Origin of the sequence: Aristaeella hokkaidonensis (genome assembly GCF_018128945.1) — a bacterium.
Lineage (GTDB): Bacteria > Bacillota > Clostridia > Christensenellales > Aristaeellaceae > Aristaeella > Aristaeella hokkaidonensis.
Genome location: NZ_CP068393.1, coordinates 1,224,905 through 1,247,783, shown reverse-complemented (window position 1 = coordinate 1,247,783; position 22,879 = coordinate 1,224,905). Strand labels below are relative to the sequence as shown.

Below are 22,879 nucleotides of genomic sequence, written 5' to 3'. Positions count from 1 at the left end.
AATGGCTGGGTTTATAAAGGTGTGACGAAATGAAGAAAAGCTTGATCATCCTTGGGAATATCCTGATTATCCTGGCGGTGCTGGCGGCTGTGTTCCTGGACGTGAGCAGCGAGCAGCAGTGGCGGATGGAAACCAAGCGGGAAGACTTTGAGAATATGACAGCCGCCATGGAAAGCGTGACGGCAAACTACCTGCTGGGAGAACAGCAGGTGTGTAACGCCTGGGCACGGTACATTAACGCATCAGATCTCACAGCGGAGGAAGCCATCTCCTTCCTGGGAAAGAGCGTGAACAGACCGCAGGTGATGGCCCACATCCTGTATGAGGAGAACGGGGAACTGGTGGGCCTTTCCACGGAAGCGCATAAAAAGGATCCCGGGGATTATACCGTATCGTATAAGAACATCGACATTCTGGAAGAAGAATACGGGATGCTGATGAGCGAGGACAGCGTGGTAAAGGTGACGAGAGCCTATACCAACCCGGTGAACGCGATCCAGTCCATCGCCTTCTGCTGTAACGTGAAGATCCGGGATGAAGAGACCGGGGAGAACAAGGACGCCGTGATCCTCCGGATTATCCCGATCTCCGCCTTTGAACAGCGGTGGGCCTTCCCGACAGAGGATTACCAGGATGCGGTGATCTCCCTGATCGATGCGGACGGGGATTATATTATCCGGGGGAAATCCTTCAAGAACTCAAACTTCTATGAGTTTTACCAGTCCTACAACACTTTTACTGCCGCCAGCGTGAACGAGCTGCGGGCGGTCGTCGGGGGAGAACCCGGAAGTGTGGAGATGATAAACTCCCAGGACCAGGAATGCCTGATTGGCCACACGCGGGTGAACTACACAGACAACTGGATCATCGTGACGATGATCCCGATGCGGGAACTGAAGGAGCATGAAAGCAACTGGACGCTGATCGGGATTATCGTGGCGGGCCTGCTGCTGCTCCTCATATTCAACCTGCACAGCGTGATGAACCTGAACCGCCAGCTGAAGGCGGCGGCTGTGGCCGCGGACCAGGCGAACCGGGCCAAGACAGACTTCCTGTCCACCATGTCCCATGATATCCGGACGCCCATGAACGCGATCATCGGGCTTACGACGATCGCGGGGAAGAACACGGAAGACCAGGTGACGGTCAAGGAAAGCCTGCGGAAGATCAACCTGGCCAGCAACCACCTGTTGACGCTGATCAACGACATCCTGGACATCTCCAAGGTGGAGAGCGGCAAACTGAACCTGAGTCCGGTGACCTTCTCCATTGTGGAATGCGCGGAGAACCTGGTGAACATTTCCCAGCCGATGGTGAAGGAAAAGAACATCGACTTCAACTTCCGGGTCAGCCACTTTAAGCATGAATACCTGTACGCGGACCAGCTGCGTATCAACCAGATCTTCATCAACATCCTGTCCAATGCCGTGAAGTATACGGAGCCGGGCGGGACGGTGGACGTGGATATCCGGGAAGAGAAGGGCGAAACGGACAAGACCGTAAAGATTACCTATGTGGTGGCGGATACCGGCATCGGGATGACGCCGGAATACATGCAGCATATGTATGATCCCTTCACCCGCCAGACGGACAGCCGGGTGAACACCATCCAGGGAACGGGCCTGGGACTGTCCATCACCAAGAAGATGATTGACCTGATGAACGGCACCATTGACTGTGAGAGTGAGGTCGGTAAGGGAACAACCTTCACGGTGAAACTGGAGATCGCGGTGGCGGACAAGACAGAGGAAGAAATGAAGCTTCCGCCGGTGAACGTGCTGATCGCGGATGACGACGACGTGCTCCGGCAGACGGCCGCAGATACCCTGCGGTCCATCGGGGTGGAAGCGGATACCGCGGCGGGCGGCATGGAAGCGGTACAGAAGGTCCAGGACGGGGCCCAGTACCAGGTGGTGCTGCTGGATCTGAAGATGCCGGATATGGACGGCATTGAGACGGCCCGGAAGATCCGGGAAAAGATGGGCGACAAGGTTCCGATCGTGCTGATTTCCGCCTATGACTGGAGTGATATGGAAGAGGCGGCGAAGGAAGCCGGGGTGAACGGGTTTATCAGCAAGCCGCTGTTCCGCTCCACCCTGTACAACAAGCTGAGTGAGGTACTGGGCAATGAGCGGGAGAACAACGGTACAGAGGATGAAAATGCGGATATTGCCGGCATGCATATCCTGGTGACAGAGGATAATGACATCAACTGGGAGATTATCTCCATGCTCCTGCAGATGCAGGGCGTAGAGACCGAGCGGGCGGTGAACGGCCTGGAAGCGGTGGAGCGGATGAAGAACGCCCGGAAGGGTGAATTCGACCTGATCTTCATGGATATCCAGATGCCGGTGATGAATGGCATTGAGGCCACGAAGCAGATCCGGGCCCTGGAGGATCCCTGGGCCAGGCAGATCCCAATCATCGCCATGACGGCGGACGCCTTCTCCGAGAACGTAGCGGAATGCTTTGAGGCCGGAATGAACGGCCATATCGCCAAACCGATTGACATGAAGATCGTGCTGAAGGAAATCAGAAGAATCAAGGAGGAGAACAGGGCATGAAAAAGCTGGGAATGAAGAAGCTTGCGCTGGTATTGGTTCTGGTGCTCGCACTGTGCCTGACAGGGTGCGCGGGAAAGGAAGCAAAGAAGCAGGAAGGCTTTGCACCGAAGCTGGACACCAAGGCCGACTGCACGATTACCGTATCCGGGCACTATGAGAACTTTGAAGCGCTGGAGACGGAGTTCAACCGGTTTGCGGAACACTATCCGAACGTGAACCTGAAGTACGTCTACATGGACGACTATAAGAACAACATCGCGACCGCGCTGGAGAGCAGTGAGGCGCCGGATATCTTCTTTACCTATTCTTCCTGGGGAGACACGGAATACGCGCAGGCGGAGAACCTGGCGGATCCGGCAACGGGAATCGACCTGAGCTGCATCAGGGAAAGCCTGCTTTATAAGGACGCGGCAGGGAACGTGCCGACGGTGCCGGTCTATACCACCACCTACGGCATGCTGGTGAATGAAGAGATCTTTGAGAAGAACAAGATTGCGATCCCGAAGACCTATGACGAGCTGATCGCCGCCTGTGAGGCCCTGAAGGCCGCCGGATATGCCAGCCCCATCATGGCCTACAATAACGGCAGCGAGATGCTTTTCCCCATGTTCTATCCCTACTTCTGCGCGCAGATCCAGGGGAAAGAGGACGTCATCCGGAAGATGAACAACATGGAGGAAGGCGCGGGCGAATATATGCGCAGCGCGCTGGAACTGGCGGCGGACTTCATGAGCCGGGGATATATAGACTTGGAAAGCTGCAGCCAGATCGCCAACAACTATGAGGCATTGATCCTGCGGTTCTTTGAAGGGGACGTTCCCATGATGATGGCTTCCGGCAATACGGTATCCGGTACGGAAAAGCGGGAAAAGAAGTCGGAAGCCTTTACCGCCCATCCCTTCAAGTACAGCTATCATCCGGTGCCCTCCACGAAGGAAGGAGGATACTTCCTGAACCTGGTATCCATCGGGTTTGCGGTGAACAAGAACAGCCAGAACCTGGAGATGGCCAATGAGTTTATGCGCTTCCTGGTAACACCCGGGGAGATGAACCGGATGGCCCAGGCCAAGCGGATGGTGACGCCCTGCACGGATATGTCCCTGGACGGCGTGTATGCCGCCTTCGGCGGGATGGACGCGAGCCGGGTCATCAACATGTCGGAGCTGGGACTGGCGGATACGCCGGACGCCCAGGTGCGCAAGGCCGGCTGGCAGGTGAGCAACGGCACCATGACCGTGGATGAAGCGGTGGCCGCTTTCGGAACCCTGCAATAAAACGGAACACCATTGCGTATGGATTGGCATAATAAGGCTGTCATCCTGAGCAAACGAACGAAGTGAGTGCGTCGAAGGATCCCTTACTACGTCCGAAGGACGCAATTCCCAGTACCACAAGTTTCCTCGAACGTTATTCGGAACATCATTGCCTCCACTTGTCATCCCGAGCGTAGTCGAGGGATCTCCTCCGGGGACCTAAACCTTCAACCTATCCGGAACTCCCTTCAGCAGGAACACCCTCCGGTATTCCTGCTTTTCTTTTATCCAAAATCCCATGACAAACATCCTCATCCTATTGTATAATCCATACATATCATCTATTCCGTACACAAAGGACACCAACCACCATGAGAACCATCATCATCGGCGATATCCACGGGTGCAATAAGGAACTGTGCGCACTTCTGGATAAAGTTAAACCGGAAAAGGAAGACCAGGTCATCCTGCTGGGTGACCTGTTTGACCGTGGGCCGGAAAGCTGGGAAGTATTCCATACCGTAAAGAGCCTGCAGCGGACCTATGGAGATCAGTTTGTGCTCCTGCGGGGAAACCATGAGGATTACCTGCTGAGGGAGAAGCTGACGCTGAAGGAGCGGATGATCTGGGATAAGGTGGGAAAAGGCGCAACGGTCGCTTCCTTCAAGGCACACGGGGAGAAGATGGAAGAGGCGGCTCCCTGGATCCGGGAACACTGCAGGATGTATTACAAGGGAGAAGGCTTCCAGTGCGTGCATGCAGGGCTCTTGATCGATCCCATTGAAGCGAATGATACAGAGACCCTGATCCATGATCACGGGATCGCGATGAGGAACTGCTATAAAGGACCGCTGACGATCGTGGGGCATATCGCCCTGGAAAACCCGACGTGGTTTGCAGGGGACGAGGCCACAACGGAAGTCCTGCCGTATAATGAGGAACGGCCGCTGCCGGAAAAGGGCACAATCTGTATTGATACAGGCTGCGGAAAAGGCGGAAAATTAACGGCATTAGTGAAAATACAAAACAAATACAATTTGATATGTATGTAACCAAACATACAAGGCAAGCCCGCTGTTGTACGGGGGTTTATAGACAATTGTACGGATGAATCAATAGGAACCAAGCGGATCTGGTCAATATTTGGCCAGATTCTTTTATTATGCTGATGGATGATTACATGAAAAATATACATATTGGTTATGTAACCCAAAATGAAGCTGAAAAAAGCACGAAACGTTTTACATATTTTGGACACGAATGTACGCCAAAAACCGTACAAGCATGGTAAACACTGGATTTTACTGGAACCGTTGATTTATAAGGGTTACATGGTTTTTAAGGCCTTAATAATTACACGGTTATGTAATCGTAAATAAGCAATAGTTACATAGGGGATTGAATTTGAGATACATGGCCGGTAAAATGCAAAGTAACGAAACAGATTGCGTTTGCAACCCTTGAAAATGATTTGCGAAGAGATGAAACAGAGGAAGGTGACCGATGTTTACCATCGAAATTGCAGGGATTCCGGTCGAGATTAGAAGTCGGTTCGGATCCACCAGGATGATCTACAAGGATTACCTGAGCTGTAAGAAACCCTGGGTAACGGTTTCCGCTTCGGAAGTGGAAATGGCCGCGGAAGGGCAGCCGACTCCGGAGGAGAATGAGCAGCTCTGCCTCTACCGGAAGATCGCCCTCCTGATGATGGACTATAACGCTTTCCTGATGCACGCCGCGGTGATCAATATCGACGGACAAGGCGTGGTGTTTACGGCGGAGAGCGGTACGGGCAAAACCACCCGGGTCCTGCTCTGGAAGAAAGCCTTCGGCAAGCGGATGCAGGTGGTAAACGGGGATAAACCCATTCTCCGGTTTGTGAATGACCATCTCTTCGCCTGCGGAACGCCCTGGCGGGGCAAGGAGCACCTGGGCGAGAACACCAGCGTTCCGATGAAAGCGGTGTGTTTCCTGGAGCGGGGCGAGGAAGTATCCCTCCGGCGCATGGACGCGAAGGAGATCTCGCAGCGGCTCTTCAAACAGGTGCTGGTGCCCAGCAATCCCAAGCTCATGGGCGTCTTCATGAACCTGATGGAACGCTTTATCCGGGAAGTGCCGTTTTACCTGTACACCTGCAATATGTACAAGGAAGAGCCGGACAAGCTCTGGGAACAGATTCAAAAGGAAAAGAAAGTACAATACGTTGTTTGACAGAAGAAAGGAAAAAGGAGGAATGCGGATGATCAGGGCCAGGGATGGGTTCGTCATGCAGAAGATGCTGGACGAATACATGATCATAGCCACCGGGGAGAACGCGGATCATTTCAGGAAGATTATCCAGACCAATGAAACAGGGGCGTTCTACTGGGGAATGATTGAAAAGGGAACGACCTTTGAAAAGCTGATTGCAGTTTCCATGGAACGCTACGTGGACCTGGATGAGCCTACCGCCAGGCAGGACATTGGCGAATTTCTGGAGAGTATCTCTCCCGCAATAGAAACCATTCAATAATCGAAAGGGGAACAAAAATGAAGTACGAGAAAGCGAAGGTAACCATTATCAACCTGGGGAATGAAGACATCCTGACATGCTCCGGTTATGACCAGAAGTCATTCAATTGTTATAATCCTTATAACAATACAAATACCAAGAATACGAAAAAAGCATCCCATGGATGGGGATGGGGATGGTTCGGCGGCTGGTTTGGTGGCTGGTGGTTCTGATAATCGTCTAAATACATTTTGTTTTGTATGGGTATCAAAGCATCTTTTGATACCCTTCACTCGCATAGTCAGAAGTTTTCTTTGAACAGCGCGACAAGACGAAGGAGAACAGCATGGAAAAGTACTGTGATCCGTTTGCCAAGCGATATACTGAACAGGTTTTGTGGACGATCACCGGAAGGTGCAACTTCCGGTGCAGGTTCTGCTGCGTCAATACGCCGGATTCCGCCCTGGATGAAATGACACATTTGGAAGCGATCCAGGCAATTGACCGGATGGCAAAATGCGGCGTGCGGAGCCTGAAGATTTCCGGAGGGGAACCGTTTGTACGGGAGGACTTCTGGAGCCTGGTGGACTATGCGCTGGAAAAAGGCATGAAGATCGACAAGATCTATACCAACGGCTGGCTGCTGATGGACAGCGTACTGGATCAGTTTGAACAGCGCGGTATGAAACCGGAATTCTGCGTGGGCTTTGACGGCGTGGAAAAGCATGACTGGATGCGGGGCATCAAAGGAGCGGAACAGGCGGCAAGGAACGCACTGATCCGCTGCTGTCTCAGGGGATTCCCGACCAGCGTTGAGATGAACATTCACCGCGGGAATACGGATGTTCTGCGGGAAACGGTGGATGTACTTGCAGACTTGGGCGTCAGGAAGATCATTTGTCATGAAGTCAGAAATAATGACATGTGGAAGCACTATGCCGCCGGGAATGAGATGAGCACAAAGGAATACGTGGAAGCCGTACTTCGGTATATTCCAGAGTATTATGCCGATGGAATGCGTGTAGTTGTGCGCTTTGAAGGCGTAGTGGATCTGTATAAGGGTACAGGAGAATACAGGGTTATAGATTATAAGAATGAAGGCAAAAAAGGATATTTAGGCTGGTATATAGGCCCGGACGGCCAGATTGTATCGTGGAAGCGTATTACAGACGATATGGAGAATGTGTGGAAGGAAGGATATCTGGAGAAGGTAAGGGAAACGTGTGAACAAGCGAAGAAAAGATTCACGACGTGTAGCGCGTGAAACAGGTAGGAGGTATGAGGTAGGAAGTAGGAGGTATACCAATTCACAATTCATAATTCACAATTCATAATTATGGAGGGAAGGGCAAGCTGGATCAAAAGATCCGGCTTGTTTTGGGATGAATATCAGAAGAAGTTGAAAAAAGAAAATAAAACTAAGAAGGTATAAAGTATTATAAAGGATAAATATATCTATATTCTTATGAAGTAACGCAACTATAATCAGCAGTATAGGGAGGATTACAGGTGAAAGTTAAACGCGTAGAACTTATAAATTTCAAGAGATTTACACATGTTATTGTAGAAAATATACCAGAAACCACGAAATTAGTAATGTTAGTTGGTCCTAATGGTAGTGGGAAAACCTCATTTATAGAGGCTTTGAATCACTTTTATAAGTACTATGGGTTTTATAATGTGGGTGATTACTATTATCTTGATAAAACTAGTAGTACAAAGCCGTATGATGTTAATGAATGGCATCATAATACAGCGAATAAAGTGGATATTACCTTCTATGATAAAACTTTTTCAAAAACGATAAATAATGATGATATAAAAGGTCATTTCTATTTTAGAAGTGCATATAGGAATGAGCCTGATTTTGAGATTCGTGCTATGAAAATGCAAAAAAACCCAATTACATCTATTCGTTTAAACACATTAATTCAAAATGATCAAACAGTTTCGGAAAATTATCAGAGATTAATTGCAGATACAATCTCAGGAATATATGATTCATCGAATAACGGTAAAACGGTTGCAATGCTTCGCGATGAATTGGTGGGGAAAATACAAATAGCTCTAAAAAATGTATTTGAAGATTTGAATTTGAGTTCTCTTGGGCAACCGCTAACAAATGGGAGCTTTTTCTTCACAAAAGGAGTTATACAAGATTTCGATTATCAGAATCTTTCAGCTGGAGAGAAGGCGACATTTGACCTTATATTAGATTTAGTAGTTCAATCTAAGTACTATGAAGATGCGATTTACTGTATTGATGAACCAGAAGCCCATATGCACACAAAACTCCAGAGTAAAGTGCTGCGAGAATTGACAAAGTTGATTCCCGAGAAATCACAACTTTGGATATCAACACATTCTATAGGAATGCTTCAGGAAGCTGAACAAATTGAAAAAGAAGAACCAGGCTCAGTTGTGTTTTTAGACTTTGGAGGGCGTGATTTTGATGATGATCAAATAATACAGCCGGTCAAGATTGGTAAAGCTGTAATGGAAAAATTCTATGAACTTGCATTTGGAGATTTTTCCAAACTAATTTTGCCGCAAACTATAGTTTTTTGTGAAGGTAGTACATGCGGGAATAAAAGAAAGAATTTTGATAAATCGGTTTATTCCACATTGTTTGAAAATACTCATCCTGAAGCTTTCTTTATATCGGGTGGTTCATGCAATGATATAGAAAACATAGAGGATAAGCATGGTGAGATATTATCAACAATTTTGAAGAATTCAAAAATAATAAAGTTAGTAGATCGAGATGATCGGAGTGAACAAGAAATTGAAGATTTAAAACAAAAAGGGATAAGAGTACTACGCAAAAGACATTTGGAAGCGTATTTATATGACGATTCAGTTATAAGAAAACTATGTGATAAAATGGGTAAACAAGATAAGTTTAATGCATGTATAGAAGCAAAAAAAACAGCAATAAAAAACTCTGTAAATAGAGGAAATCCAGAAGATGATATTAAATCTGCAGGTGGTGAGATATATAATGCAATAAAGCGAGAATTAAACCTAACGCGTTGTGGGAATAATTCAGAATCCTTTTTGCGTGATACTTTAGCTACGCTTATATCACCTGATATGGATATTTATAAAGAACTCGAAAAGGAAATTTTCGAATAAAAATCATTTCTAAGGCTACAATTTGACGAGTAGATAGTAATATATTTGGACTTTTAAGTTCGAAAAGAAATACATGAATAAACTACTGGAGAGTAAAATGATAGTTCCCTGACACTAGAAAAATAGTATGTTCACGTGATATCATTAAGGTAAGAAAGACTGGAAGTTCGAAAGAGCTTCCTTTTTTTCATGTCTCAATACAATCTAAAACGACAAAACAGGAGGGAAACAGTATGACTTACTATGATTTCATCAACTTTGTTGAGAGCAAGGTGACTTTTCCGTTTTCTTTGAGCCTGAAGAACAGAAAACAGTTTGGATTTTATTACTACAAGTATTCTATGGAATTCATTAAGGAATGTATTGAGATCGGTGTCAGACGGTATTTCCGGTATGACGCAAATAAGATGCCGACGCAGGAGTCGGTTAATGAGTTCCTGAACAAGATCGGTGGCATATTACATAACAGGAATACAATGCCTGTATATCAGGCCATCGATTATATCCAGAATTTAGGACGGAAAAGACATATGGGTTGGAATAATATAATAGCCAGACGAATACTGGATGGTTATATTCGTGTGTTGCTGAAAAAGTGGGATTATGAAAAGATCAATATGGAATTGAGGGATCATGTGGTCATGATCACGAAAGAGTCGAGGGATTGGTCTGAATGGGTGGCAACGATGACGGATATCATTGAGGAAATAGCAGTCGAATACTGGCCGAACATATGACCAAAGGTGCCGCCAAAGGCGGCCAATGAATACTGAAAAATGGAAACTTTATACTTAAGAATGATAGAGTATGGAATCCAAACTGGATTGAAAAGTTTGTCTTGATTATATGGACAGATGATATTGATAAATGTATAGTATAGATATAGTAACTATGATTATATGTTTTTAAGATGCTATATGTTTTATGAATAATAAGAATAATATAAAAAGAACACAAAAGGAGAGTGTAGTGATGAATGAAGAACAAATAAAAGCTATATGTAAGTTCTTAGTAGAATACGGTAATCGCAATTTAAACGACGTGGAAAAAGAGCTACTTAAACAGGCGGTAGATCAATCGCATAATTGGCAGGAGTTGTTTCTGACAATGATGATGGCAAGTAAACACTGAAGTATAAGAATGTAAAAGAAAGGGGAAACGAATATGAATTTTTATAAGGTTGATGGAAAGATTGTTATATCTGATGTGCCGGTTGGTGAGGCTATTGTTGCAAATACGACGGATGGAGCCTATGAGAAGCATGTGCCGGTGATTGAACAGACCGGTGATCATGTCACTGTGAAAATCGGATCAGTTGCACATCCCATGCTGGATGTCCATTACATCGAGTGGATTATCCTGGAGACTGCAACAGGGTATCAGAAGCATGTCCTGAAGCCTGGTGAAAAGCCTGAAGCGCACTTTGCTGTGACAGAGCCGGTCGTGGCGGCATATGAATACTGCAATCTGCATGGGCTGTGGGTGGCAAAAGCATAAAGCGGATTTTGTGAGATGATAACATTGAGGATGTAAAGAAGGCTGCGAAAGCAGCCTTCTTTTTTTGTGCGACACCAGGGGACAGTTCTGACTATCCACGTAAGTGGACAGTGGCAGAACCGTCCCCGGTGTCCGCCACGTGCGCACACTCGAACACTACACACTAAAAACACTAGATGAATTATGTGAGATTTGTACTGTGAAAAGCGGATAAATGGCTGGAAAGGGATGGAAGGATATAGTATAATAATCAAAAACCTTCGCAGTATATCGGAAGGGGCGGAACTTACGTGATAAAGGACAGGCATAAGATCAAAGGCGGCATCGAGAGAAAGGTGCTTACCCTTGTTTTGGTGACTATCTTGCTGAGTCTGCTGGCATATGGCGGGCTGACGATGTACCAGAGCGGGATGCTTTCGCAGCTGGCGGCGGAAACAAGCCAGAAGCAGCAGGATACCATCACGGATACCACCGTGGGGATCATGGACCAGGTGGTACGGGAGAACATGGAACGTTCCTCTGTGCTGGAAGCCCAGATCACGGATGATATGTTCCGAAGCGCGAAGACCCGCGTTATGTTCCTGGCAGACTATGCCACAGAAGTGTTTGCCCATCCTGAAAACTATACGCCCCATACGTATGCTCCGCCCAAGCCTGAGAACGAAGGCAAGCTGGCAACGCAGGTACTGATGGCCGATGACGTGGATCCGAATGATCCGGAGATTCAAAAGAATCTGGGCCTGGTGGCCAGTATGTCCGAGACGATGATCTCCCTGTGCTCGGTAACGGATATCGCTAACATCTACTTGGGGATGCCTGACGGTACATTCTTCTCCGTAAGCAGGAATTCCGGACAGTGGTTCCTGGAAGACGGCAGCATGAAGAATTATGACGTACGGACACGGCACTGGTATCAGCAGGCAGAAGCGGAAGGGAAGCTGTGTTTCTCCGATGTGGAAGTGGATGCTACCACAGGACAGATGAATATCGTCTGTGCCATGCCGATTTACTACCCGGACGGAAAACTGGCAGCAGTAGCTGGAGCGGACGTTTATCTGAATGATATTATGGAGAGCCTGGGCGCTTCCGACGTGGAAGGCGGATTCCGAGCAGCGGTAAACCATGATGGTCATGTGTTGTTTACCACCTCCACAGAGCCGGAATTCCAGGCACGCATCAGCGCGGAAGCGGCGGATTTGCGGACAGGCGAGAATACCGAACTGGGGCAGCTGGTAACAGACGCACTGGAAGACCAGACCGATATCCGGATCGTGAAGCTGGGCAGCGGGAACTATTACATGATGGGCGTACCGCTGGAAACGGTGAGCTGGACGCTGATCACCGCATTCAGCGAAGAACGGGCAGAAACGCCCGTGGACATGCTGCAGGAGAAATATACAGAGATCCAGTCAGAGGCCACTTCTACCTACCGTCAGAAGGCAAATAACAGCAAAACCATCGCGTTCATCTGTATTGCCGGACTGGCGGCACTGCTGCTGTTGAACACGGTGATTGTTGGCAAGCGGATTGTAAGACCGCTGAACAAGATTACAAAGCGGATTACGGAACTGGGAGAAGAGAATCCGGAATTCAAGATGGAGGAAACCTTCCGCACCGGAGACGAGATTGAAGTGCTGGCAGAATCCTTCGCGGATCTGAGCCATAAGACAGTTGAATACGTGGGTGAAGTGCGCCGGGTGACCGCGGAGAATGAGCGGATCGGCACGGAGTTGAATCTGGCCAGACGGATCCAGGCGGAAATGCTGCCCAATATCTTCCCGCCATTCCCGGAACGGACGGACATGAACATCTACGCCAGTATGCAGCCGGCGAAAGAGGTCGGCGGAGACTTCTATGACTTCTTCCTGATTGATAACGAACACCTGGGCCTGGTCATGGCAGATGTAAGCGGCAAGGGAGTGCCGGCAGCCCTGTTTATGATGGCTGCCAAGATTCTTGTGCAGAACCACACCATGAACGGCGGAAGCCCGGCAGAAGTGCTGCAGAAAGTGAATAACCAGATTTGCCAGAAGAACAAGGAACAGATGTTCGTGACGGTATGGCTGGGCATCCTGAACCTGAAGACAGGACTGCTGACCGCAGCCAATGCCGGGCACGAGTATCCGATCCTGCAGGGCGAAGACGGACGGTATGAATTGGTCAAGGATAAGCATGGGTTTGTCATCGGCGGCCTGGAGAATGTGAAGTATAAGGACTATACCCTGCAGCTGAACAGAGGAATGAAACTGTTTGTCTATACAGACGGTATTCCGGAAGCGACGAATGAAGCAGGGGAGTTCTACGGAACAGAAAGGCTGCTGGAGACGCTGAATGAGCACCAGGGAGAAGATCCGACAGAGCTGATTCATCACATACACCTGGATCTGAAGGGGTTTGTGGGGAATGCGGCACAGTTTGATGATGTGACGATGCTCTGTGTTCAGTTCTTAGGAACTGAACCTAATGAAAACTGAAAACTTAAAACTTAAAACTTAAAAATGGCGGATAAAAAGCTTCTGAAAACAGAAGCTTTTTTTCTGAAGAAGAATTGATTCTTACGATAGCAAGAGTAACTCTTACTATCGTATTGTCACAGGGAAGGAAATGAGATAAAATACGGAACAGCAGAAATATACATGACAGTCTAGCTTATTTAGAAAAAGAAAGCGGTGAAAACACTTGTACTATTTTACCCCAAGGATTACTCCTATTCCAATAATAAATAAAACCCCATCAAGCATTAATATTACCCAAGCAGCGGTGACAGCTTTGTTTGCCGTTGTTTCTGGTTTCATTCTCTATATAATTAAAACCATCATAGATGAAAAATATCTTAGACAACGTCGAGATTACTTGAAATTAAAAGCAGATATTTCTTATGCTCTTATGATGTATGCAAACATATATATGAATCTTCCACCTCGTAGTAAGTCGACAGATGAAGCGAGTAAAGCATTAAGGGATTGTGGAGCCAGATTAGGAGCATTTCTAGAAGAATGGCCCAAGATATATAGAGGAATACCTGATAGTGATACACTTAAACAGGTTCATCAAGAACTAATACGTCTATCCAATCAAGTCTTCGATTCGGAAATAATTAAAAAAGGAGAAGTAATTACTCGTAATGGACAAGCGAGACAGAAAATAAAAGAATTGCTACAACTAAAAGATATATAAATATTTGTGATTCTAAGCTATTAAACTATGATAGTATACTTTATAGTATAAGCAAATAGCGTGATATAAGTGTGTAGATTTTTCAAACGGATAAATACATAAGTTGTATATATTGTAACGCGAAGAAAAATAAGATAAAATACATTTTGAAAGATGTTCCGCTGGGAAGGATCCGAATGGATTTTTCCAGACCCGCAGGGAAAAAGTATCTGGTATACAATACTTATTCCCGGAAAAAAGCTGCCATCTTTCAAAGCCATTCGTATAAATACATGAACGAAGCAATGGTTACATTGTGGCGTTCATAGAAACTTACGGATGATGTAAGTAACAGAAAGGAGGAGCAGCTATTTGGAGAAGAAACTGAGAGCATTGTTTGACTTCCAAAAGTTTGAACAGAATGCAGATCTTCAGAACGTGATCGACAGAGTGCACGCACGCTACAAAAGCAGCCATGCACGGATGCTGGACGATGACGAGGCTGATATGGTGGCAGCGGCGGGCGTGCCAGACACAGCCATGAAGAAGCAGAGTCTGTTCAACAAAGAAAAAGATGACAACTCCTGAGTGGGAGAATATATATGATCTGTACTGCGGAAAGGTAATGGGGTATATTGCAGCCCGGGTGCAGCGCCGGGCAGACGCTGAAGACCTTTGCGCAGACGTCTTTGAGAAGGCATTCCGGAAGAGGGACGCCTTTGATGAGAGCAAGGCAAGTATCAGCACCTGGATCTTCACGATTACGCGGAATACGGTAATAGACTATTTCCGTAAGACGCGGCCGACGGAAGAACCGGATGAGAACCTGGCCAGTGATGAAGAGGTGGACGAACATCTGCTGAGCCAGGAAACGCTGAGCGAGCTTGCAACGGCACTGAATAAGCTGCCGGAAGAACTGCAGGATATCATCGTGCTGATGTACTATGACGGAAAGCCGATGACTGAAGTCGCCATGATCATGGGATTAAGCTATGGGGCAGTGAAGTTGAGGCATCAGAAGGCGCTGGCACAGTTGAAGCTAATGCTGAGAGCATGATGGCAATTTCGGAAAAAGAGACGATACGATGTATCGCCTCTTTTTACTTAAAACTTAAAACTGAAAACTTAAGACTTAAAAATGGTTACGGCTGCGGCCGGGAATAGCGGCAAGAGCAGTGACAGGGGGACAGACACTCAGTCACATTTTCATCGAAAACGGTGACAGACTATCAGTCCCCAGCAGTCACACTCTTGCCGCGCTTACGTGTTGAAGGTGATGGTTATTAGATTTCTGTGGGCTTGCCTTTGAATTCGAGGCAGAGCATGGTCAGGTCGTCGAATTGTTCGGCGTTGCCGACGAAGGCGGAGACGGAATTCTTTACGGTTTTGAGGATGGTGCCGGGATCCTTATCGGTGGCAGTATTCAAGGCCTGAATCATGCGATCAGTGCCGAACATCTGCTGGTTGGCGTCGGTGGCTTCGGGGACACCGTCGGTATAGACGAAGAGCTTGGAGCCGGGCTCCAGGGACAGGGTGTAATCACGATAACGGATGCCGGGCATGCCGCCCAGGACGAAGCCGTGTTTGTCCTTCACAAGCTCAAAAGCGCCATTTGGATTACAAAGGGTCGGATATTCATGGCCGGCGCTGGCGGCGGTTAAAATGCCCGTAGAGATTTCCAGAATGCCCAGCCAGACGGTAACGAACATTTCCTCTGGGTTGCGGTTGCAGATCTCGGCGTTGACCTCTGAAAGGATCTTGGCCGGGGAAAGTTCCCGCATGGCAACATGATGGATCAGGGCGGATGCCAACATCATAAAGAGGGATGCGGGAACGCCCTTGCCGGATACGTCGCCGATGACCAGGCACAGATGATCATCATCAATGAGGAAGAAGTCATACAGGTCGCCGCCGACCTCCCGGGCAGGAGTCATGGAAGCATAGAGGTCGAATTCATGACGATCCGGGAAAGGCGGGAAGATTTTCGGCAGGAAGTTGGACTGGATGCGGGTGGCCAGGGCCAGCTCCGTGGAGACACGCTCCTTTTCAAGGGCCAGGGCACGGCGCTCACGGGAAGCATGAATATAATGGGCAATCAGAGCAGCCAGATAAACCAGAAGAATGGCTACGGGCAGCCAGAGAACATGCACAACAAGGCCTGCACGCCAGAAGAGATAGGCTCCGAAGAAGGAGATGATCAGCAGGAAGATACAGATGATCCCGCCGAAACGAATGGGCAGGCGGAAGAAGAGGAAAGCGGCACAGACACAGAGGATGGCCACAAGTACAAACTGGAAGGCTTCAGAGGCCTCGGATTTCAGGTTACGATCAAACAAAGACTGAATGACGTTAGCCTGATACTCGATACCGTACATGGGTTTGCTCTTGTCGGCAGCGGTGAAGTAATAGTCGTTCAGCGCAGCCGCGTAAGGACCGATGAGGACGATTTTATCCTTCCAGACCGCGGAAGGGATTTCTCCCTGTATAAGTTTCAGAAGGGAAAGGTTATCATTGAAAGCGCCTGGTTTGCCGGTGAAGGGAACGTAGTAATGACCGGCGGAATTGATATAGGGCAGGGTGAAGGAGGAATCCTTAGATTCCAAAAAGATCCGGGCTGTCTGGGAGGCCATGGAGAGGATTTTCTCACCGGTATATGGATCTTTGACGTATAGCAGGGCATGACGAAGAATACCGTCTTTGTCAGCCATGGCGTTGATATGGCCCTGAGTAGTTACATTTTTCAGCGCATCATATGGGTTTACAAGGCTCAGGACAGAGGATTCAAGGCCAACGGCATGACCGTCTACCCACGTGATTTTATCGCCGAAATTGGCCATACAGGCAGTGACGACATGAGGGAGGGAAGCGGCAGCCTGGGCAAACTGGTTATCGACAGAAGGGTCGGTTTCCCCTTCATAAAGGATATCGACAGCAACAACGGCGGGCAGGTTTTCCGGGTCGGAGGCAAGGGTCCGGAGTGCATATGCCATATAGCCGCGATAGGAAGGGCCATATGGGCCAAGAGCCGCCAGGGAGGCCTCGTCTATACCGATAATGATAATGTCGCCGGAAGGGACGGCGGGCTGCTGGAAAAGGGAATCCTGAACCCAACGGTCAGGGGTCTTGAGAATGCCGGAGTTGACAATTAATAACGCTAAACACGCGGCAAGGAGAGGGAAGATATACTTTCTGAGGAAAGAGTGTTTCATTGTGTACCCTCCATGCGTGTTTAGTGCATATATGCCGCCTAAGGGCGGCGTGTTGTAACGCATAAAGCGTTCCAACAATGATATGTTTGCTTCGCAAACGTGATATATCGGCTTTAATGCCGATATGATAGATTCGACTGCGTCGAATATGATATGTTTGGCTTCGCCAAACGTGATAGTTACTGACTAATCAGTGTAGGCTTTGGCGTTCCTTTGAGGTTCGAAATAGGTGGAATACTGAGGAGATCCATTCGACGCGCTCGTTACACTCGCTTGCTCAGGATGACACACTGAACGCAATAGTGTTCCTGTTGGAAACGGAAGACTTGGAGTAGGAAAAGGCCTGCGGCCTTAGTAAGGGATATCCGCAACCTCAATCGTCGTGACTGTCCACTGGACAGCTCACTCGTTTCGGTTGGTTGCCCAGGGCTGCCGCCCGTTCTCCGCTAAAATCGAGCACACTGGCTCGATTTCCGGGCGCTACGAACCCCACCACGACGGAATTTCAGCCACTGGCTGCCCTCAGAGGTTCGCCCTCGATGCTCGGAATTACACGCTACACTCTGCGTCAAGGGGTAACGGATGGGAGCGGGATCATACACCACCAGGATAGCCGCTTGGGAAATCATCACCTTCGGTAGTGGAAGGATCGGTATAACCAGGATCAGTGGTTTCAGGATTACTAGGAGAGGCTACGATGGTGTAGGTGGGGTTGTTGTAAGATACGTTGTAGTTGGAAGAATTATCACCGGTGAAAGAGATTGAGTGTTCGATGGAATAAGTTTGTCCGGGCTGGAGATTACTCTTATTGTTTTCAATTTCGCTATGAACGGTAAGGGTGACATACTTGGAGGAGTCACCAAGAAGGATAAAGGTGTTTTCACCTTCAGGGGTTGTGCCGCTTTCGCCGTTCATAGACGGGGGCGTACGCATCCATCTGCCGTTGTCTCCAAGCTCACCGCCGTGGAGGTCAAATACCAGGGAATACGGATTGATCGTATATGAGACAGTGGTTTTGTCAAACTCGAGCTCATAGCTATCTGTATTGCCGGAGACAGTATAGGTGATACCTGACGTTGTTCCGACATTCGCATCCGATGAAGCAGGATAGGTGATATATATACCGGAACCTTCAGATGCTTCAACAGTTTGTTCGCTGAAGGGCTGGCCGTCGTAGGTTTTGTTCCGATCCGGAACGACAATGTAGAGAGCGGGCTTTCCAAGCGGGACGCTTTTTTCGTTGACGGTTAGCGTACCGAAGTTAAGGGTGATGTTGTAGTTGTCCAGGTTTGTACCCGGGGTGGCACTGATAGAGAATGAGTTCTCACTGCTGCCGACTTCAGTCTGGGTGCCGGTAAAGGAAGTTGTGAACCAATCATCACCAACAAAGCTGCCTTCGGTGATATCAAACTCATTACAGGTCAGAGGTGTGCCGTCATAATCCTTATCAACAGAAGCACTTGTGATTGTGATGTTGCGCTTGTTGATGGTAAATGTGCCGAGGTTTTTAGTGATGTTGTAATTTGATTCCTTATGGCCCATATAGTCGATTTCAATGTCATTGGTATAGGTGCCGGCATCGGATTCACTGCAGCCGAGTTCACGGTAACCAATGGAAGTTTCGTCATGGGTCGGATAGATCCAGGAGGTTTCTTCCGGCATGAGTGCATAACCATCATAGGTCTTCGAATTGCTGCTGGAAGAGAAAGTGACATCCAGCGGTTTGATGGTAATGGATCCGTCGTTTACGTTGACAGAGTAGTTGCTGCTGTCTCCCTGGAGGGAGTAAGCGATATCCAGGTAATAGGTATCCGCATCATCACCGCGCTGCGGGATCGGTCCAATGGCAAACTCTATCTTATCTTCTCCGACGAGGTTATAGTTGGCGAAGTAATCGTAACCGGACTCTGTGGTGGTTCCGGAGAGCGAATTGCCGTTGCCTGTGCAGGAAACGGAGAAAGGAATCGAGTCGCCGTAGGAATAAGTTCCGCCGGACGTGGAGAAGGAGATGGGATACGGATTGACGGTCAGGGTGCCGGGTTCGCATATGACATTGCAGTATGCAGTGACGTCATTACCGTTTCCATCCTTGATGACATAGCTGGCAATGGTGCAATCAGATTCACCTGCGTCGGTCTGGGAACCGGAGAGGGTGACGGTAAAGGAGTAGCCCTCCGGCAACATCTCTGAATTCACATCCTCCGCAGAAGGAACAAGGGGATCACTGTCATAGACCTTGTCATAGGAAGGTGCGTAGAGGTAGATCGTCACAGGTTCCGGAGTATCCGTAGGCGCGGGAGTCGGCGTAGGAGTGGGTGTGGGCGTAGGCGTGGGTGTTGGAGTAGGCGTGGGTGTAGGCGTAGGCGTGGGGGTCGGAGTAGGAGTAGGCGTCGGAGTAGGCGTGGGTGTCGGGGTCGGAGTAGGAGTCGGTGTAGGCGTAGGCGTCGGGGTTTCTGTGGGCTCCGGCGTATCCGTGGGAACAGGCGTGGGTGTCTCAGCCGGAGCTGTGACTGTCAGGATACCCAGGACAGAAGTGACGACGTAGTTGTTCTTATCCACATCGCCCCAGTCAATGGTATAGGTGTTGTCCGTCTTGCCAACTTCCGTGATCGTGCCCGTGGCAGTGACGATGATGGTATCACCGTCGATGAGGCCTTCAATGGTCACGTCCTCACAGGTCAGCGGTTCGCCGTCATAGAACTTGGAAGCAGAGCCTGTGCGGATGGTAATGGCAGCGGGCTCAATGTTGACGGTGGTGCCGGAGATGGAAGACACCGGGCAGGAGATATTGGCGGAAGAAGAGGAGACAAAAGCGGTGATCGTAAAGGTGCCGGCTCCTGTCGCCATACCGGAGAGGGTCAGATCCACGGTGTCTCCGGTGAAGAGAGTGAAGCGGTAAACCTGATCCCCAGCGGCGCGCTTAACCGGCTTTGTGCTGGCCAGCAGGCGCGGGAGAGTGGCAGTTGTAGTCGTGGTCGGGGTAACGGTTTCTCCCTTATGAGTGCCGTTCTGGTAAGTCAGGACGGGAGTCGGGGTATAGGTTGCACCGGAATAGGAGGCAGAGCCGCTGCCCAGGGAGATGCTGACGGACAGGGGCTGAACGGTGAGCTTGCCCTTCTTCACGTTGACGTCTTCAAAGACGTCCGTCACGTTCTTCTTGTTTTTATCAAAGATTTTATAAGAGGTGATCTTGGCTTCGGATTCACCGACTTCGGTCTGGGAACCGGAGACAACGGCGGTGAAGGTGTAGCCCTTGGGCAGGCCTTCCGCCTTGATGTCATCAGCGTCAGCTTCCAGGGGTTCGCCATCGTAAACCTTTTCCGCGGAAGGCGCAGTGAAGGTCACGCCGGAAATGGGCTTGACGGTGAGGGTGCCCAGGTCGTCCCGGAGAACGTAGTTGTTCTCGTCGGCAGTACCCCAGTCGATGTCATAGGTGTTTTCGGATTCACCGATCTCCAGCTGCTCACCGGTGGCGGTGACCTTGATGGAGGCATCTACCCTGATGGGCTTGAACTCAGCTTCCTGGCTGGTCAGCACGCGGGTGGAGTAATTGGTGATCTGGGTATCAACAGAGATGCGGATGTTGGCGGAGTCCGCCATGACGTTCTCCTGGGCGGAAGAGGCTACATCCAGACCGTTGACGGAAACCGTGCCTTCCTCCAGCGGGGGCAGGGCGGCGATCAGGTCAGCAATGAGTTCCGGATCCCAGTTGGTTTCCTCGCAGGCGGCGGCCAGCAGATCCGGGTTTTCCGCATAGAGGCGAAGGACTTCTTCCGGAAGGTCTTCTTCCTTCAGATCCTCAATGACGAACTCCAGGGATTCTCCGGACTTGCCCTTCTGCAGGGCGACGGAGAGGCGTTGACCAACCTTCAGCTCAATGCTCTTGGTTTCCTTGGTGAGGGGGTTGGAACCATGGACGAAGATGCGGCCGGAAACAGCAACCATCTGCTCACTGCCCAGAGCGGTCTCCGTGATGATGGAGGTGTTCTGCCAGGAAGGAGATTCAGCGTTGTAGCCGGAGACGGTACGGATACCAGCGTCCTCACAGGTGAGAGGTTCGCCGTCATATTCCTTCTCAGCGGAGCCGGTCCAGACGGTCAGGGGCGCTTTGTCCACAACCAGGCGGCCGGCAATCTTGTTAACGGACGGGAAGTGGCTATTGACGACTTCGCCGGTCCCGTTGGTGATGGTATAGGAAGTGACAACGTTGTCACTGGAACCGGCATTGGTCTGGGAGCCGGAGCAGGAAACAGTTATATTGAAGTTTCCGGGCAGGCCGTACACCAGAGCATCCGCGGGACGGACAAGCGGTGTGCCGTCATAGAGCTTACTGGCGGACTGGGCAACCAGGGTGATCTGGCCGGAATAGTACCAGTCGCCGTCAGCCGGATAGGGCTCTTCGCCTTCCTCTGCTTCGCCGGAGCCGGGCAGGAGGATCAGCTGGCCGTTGGGACTGCCGTTGATAACGCGGTTATAGGTCTCTTCGTTGGAGGTGATGGCAGTGGCGGCGAAGGTACTGATGTTATCGCCGTTGATATCGGTAATGATGGGGTTGACGCCGACGTCTTCAACGGGTCCGGCATCGGAAACGGAGCCTGTAGGGGCGGGAGCATCTGTTTCGACAGAGATCTGCTGGCCGGGCTGGAGGGTAACGGCACGGTTGGTACCGTTGGAGTCCCTGAAGTTGACCTGGCCGCCGCCTTCATAGACCGCGATGGTGGTTTGCTCTTTGCCTTCCGGGGTGGTCTTGGAAGAAGCGGAGATGATGGTGCCGCGGATACCAACGGTCATCGTGGTGGTCTGGATATCGAAGGAGGCGTTTTCATCCAGCTTGGCGGAAACGTCCAGGAAGATTTCGCCTTCCAGGAGGTTCAGCTGCATGTGGTTGTCTTCCTGGATGAACTGGACGTGGGTGTCATGGTCCAGGGAGACGATTTTGGTATCGTCCAGACCGACGGATGCGGTACCGTCCGGGCCGGTGCGCATTGATTCGCCGCTCAGGAACCGGACGCCCTCAAGAAGGAAGCGCGGAAGGCCGGTGATGTCGAAGATGTCGACGGTGCCTTCGTAGCGCAACAGCTTCATCGTAGAAGCATCATACGAGGCGTCGGTGGAGACTCCTTCGGAAACGCCAACAACAAATAATGATAATGACAAAAGGAGAAGTAGTATGAACGTAATCAATTTGCGGCTCATAGAAGCGCCTCCTTCGGAGATTACTTAAAACTGAAGACTGAAAACTTAAGACTTAAGAATTATGCGTCCTTCGGACGTAGTAAGGGATTCCTCCACTTCGCTAACGCTTCGGTCGGAATGACACCCTATATACTACATTATGGTGTTCCGGTTGCGTTCGAGTTAATTACGCTGCTGAGGAGATTTCTCCACGCGGCCTAAAGGCCTTGGTCGAAATGACATCCTATGTGCATTTGACAAGGTTATGGGGATAGTCAAACGATACGTGTTCTGATTGAACCGGGAACGTGGATGAATGATCAGTAATCTGAACTTTGGTGGAATGTTAATTCCATATGTTTATACGCATAGGTGACAAGGCATGGAAATTAAACGTAT

17 protein-coding genes are annotated in these 22,879 nt (G+C 49.4%); 15 read left to right on the top strand and 2 right to left on the bottom strand.

Going from position 1 to position 22,879, the window contains the following annotated elements; genetic code table 11:
* The first annotated feature begins 29 nt into the window (after positions 1 to 29).
* From JYE49_RS05745 to JYE49_RS05675, 15 genes are all read left to right on the top strand, one after another.
* Positions 30 to 2,564 carry a response regulator gene (locus JYE49_RS05745; RefSeq protein ID WP_093958466.1) on the top strand — a complete coding sequence of 845 codons (2,535 nt, stop codon included), beginning with the start codon at positions 30 to 32 and terminating at the stop codon, positions 2,562 to 2,564.
* Complete coding sequence (locus JYE49_RS05740; RefSeq protein ID WP_093958467.1) at positions 2,561 to 3,838, top strand: ABC transporter substrate-binding protein; 1,278 nt, start codon at positions 2,561 to 2,563, stop codon at positions 3,836 to 3,838. The genes JYE49_RS05745 and JYE49_RS05740 overlap by 4 nt, the downstream gene beginning before the upstream one ends.
* Before the next feature lie 350 nt (positions 3,839 to 4,188).
* Positions 4,189 to 4,869 (top strand): metallophosphoesterase family protein, encoded by a 681-nt coding sequence (locus JYE49_RS05735; RefSeq protein ID WP_093958468.1) that lies wholly within the window; start codon positions 4,189 to 4,191, stop codon positions 4,867 to 4,869.
* Positions 4,870 to 5,320: 451 nt separating this feature from the next.
* Positions 5,321 to 6,028, top strand: coding sequence for a hypothetical protein (locus tag JYE49_RS05730; RefSeq protein WP_093958469.1), 708 nt, complete (start codon positions 5,321 to 5,323; stop codon positions 6,026 to 6,028).
* Between the two features lie 22 nt (positions 6,029 to 6,050).
* Positions 6,051 to 6,329 (top strand): PqqD family protein, encoded by a 279-nt coding sequence (locus tag JYE49_RS05725; protein ID WP_093958470.1) that lies wholly within the window; start codon positions 6,051 to 6,053, stop codon positions 6,327 to 6,329.
* 17 nt (positions 6,330 to 6,346) lie between these two features.
* Positions 6,347 to 6,541: a hypothetical protein gene (locus tag JYE49_RS05720; protein ID WP_093958471.1), complete on the top strand. Its 195-nt coding sequence runs from the start codon at positions 6,347 to 6,349 to the stop codon at positions 6,539 to 6,541.
* Between the two features lie 113 nt (positions 6,542 to 6,654).
* Complete coding sequence (locus JYE49_RS05715; protein ID WP_093958472.1) at positions 6,655 to 7,572, top strand: radical SAM protein; 918 nt, start codon at positions 6,655 to 6,657, stop codon at positions 7,570 to 7,572.
* 245 nt (positions 7,573 to 7,817) lie between these two features.
* Positions 7,818 to 9,443 carry an AAA family ATPase gene (locus tag JYE49_RS05710; protein ID WP_093958473.1) on the top strand — a complete coding sequence of 542 codons (1,626 nt, stop codon included), beginning with the start codon at positions 7,818 to 7,820 and terminating at the stop codon, positions 9,441 to 9,443.
* 233 nt (positions 9,444 to 9,676) lie between these two features.
* A complete protein-coding gene (locus tag JYE49_RS05705; RefSeq protein WP_093958474.1) occupies positions 9,677 to 10,180 on the top strand; it encodes a hypothetical protein in 504 nt (167 codons plus the stop codon).
* Between the two features lie 235 nt (positions 10,181 to 10,415).
* Positions 10,416 to 10,574 (top strand): hypothetical protein, encoded by a 159-nt coding sequence (locus tag JYE49_RS05700; protein WP_179217449.1) that lies wholly within the window; start codon positions 10,416 to 10,418, stop codon positions 10,572 to 10,574.
* Positions 10,575 to 10,607: 33 nt separating this feature from the next.
* Positions 10,608 to 10,940: a desulfoferrodoxin family protein gene (locus tag JYE49_RS05695; RefSeq protein ID WP_093958475.1), complete on the top strand. Its 333-nt coding sequence runs from the start codon at positions 10,608 to 10,610 to the stop codon at positions 10,938 to 10,940.
* A gap of 353 nt (positions 10,941 to 11,293) precedes the next feature.
* Complete coding sequence (locus JYE49_RS05690) at positions 11,294 to 13,414, top strand: SpoIIE family protein phosphatase (protein ID WP_143754554.1); 2,121 nt, start codon at positions 11,294 to 11,296, stop codon at positions 13,412 to 13,414.
* A gap of 205 nt (positions 13,415 to 13,619) precedes the next feature.
* A complete protein-coding gene (locus JYE49_RS05685) occupies positions 13,620 to 14,117 on the top strand; it encodes a hypothetical protein (RefSeq protein ID WP_093958477.1) in 498 nt (165 codons plus the stop codon).
* A 351-nt stretch (positions 14,118 to 14,468) separates the two neighbouring features.
* The gene (locus JYE49_RS05680) at positions 14,469 to 14,684 is read left to right on the top strand and encodes a hypothetical protein (protein ID WP_093958478.1); all 216 of its coding nucleotides are present in this window, start codon (positions 14,469 to 14,471) and stop codon (positions 14,682 to 14,684) included.
* Entirely contained in the window at positions 14,671 to 15,153 is a 483-nt protein-coding gene (locus tag JYE49_RS05675; protein WP_093958479.1) for an RNA polymerase sigma factor, read from the top strand. Before JYE49_RS05680 ends, JYE49_RS05675 begins: the two co-directional genes overlap by 14 nt.
* A gap of 226 nt (positions 15,154 to 15,379) precedes the next feature.
* Here JYE49_RS05675 and JYE49_RS05670 read toward each other — a convergent pair whose 3' ends face one another.
* Both JYE49_RS05670 and JYE49_RS05665 read right to left on the bottom strand, forming a co-directional pair.
* Positions 15,380 to 17,305, bottom strand: coding sequence for a SpoIIE family protein phosphatase (locus JYE49_RS05670; protein ID WP_179217451.1), 1,926 nt, complete (start codon positions 17,303 to 17,305; stop codon positions 15,380 to 15,382).
* Between the two features lie 594 nt (positions 17,306 to 17,899).
* Entirely contained in the window at positions 17,900 to 22,390 is a 4,491-nt protein-coding gene (locus JYE49_RS05665) for a FecR domain-containing protein (protein ID WP_179217452.1), read from the bottom strand.
* Between the last annotated feature and the right edge of the window lie 489 nt (positions 22,391 to 22,879).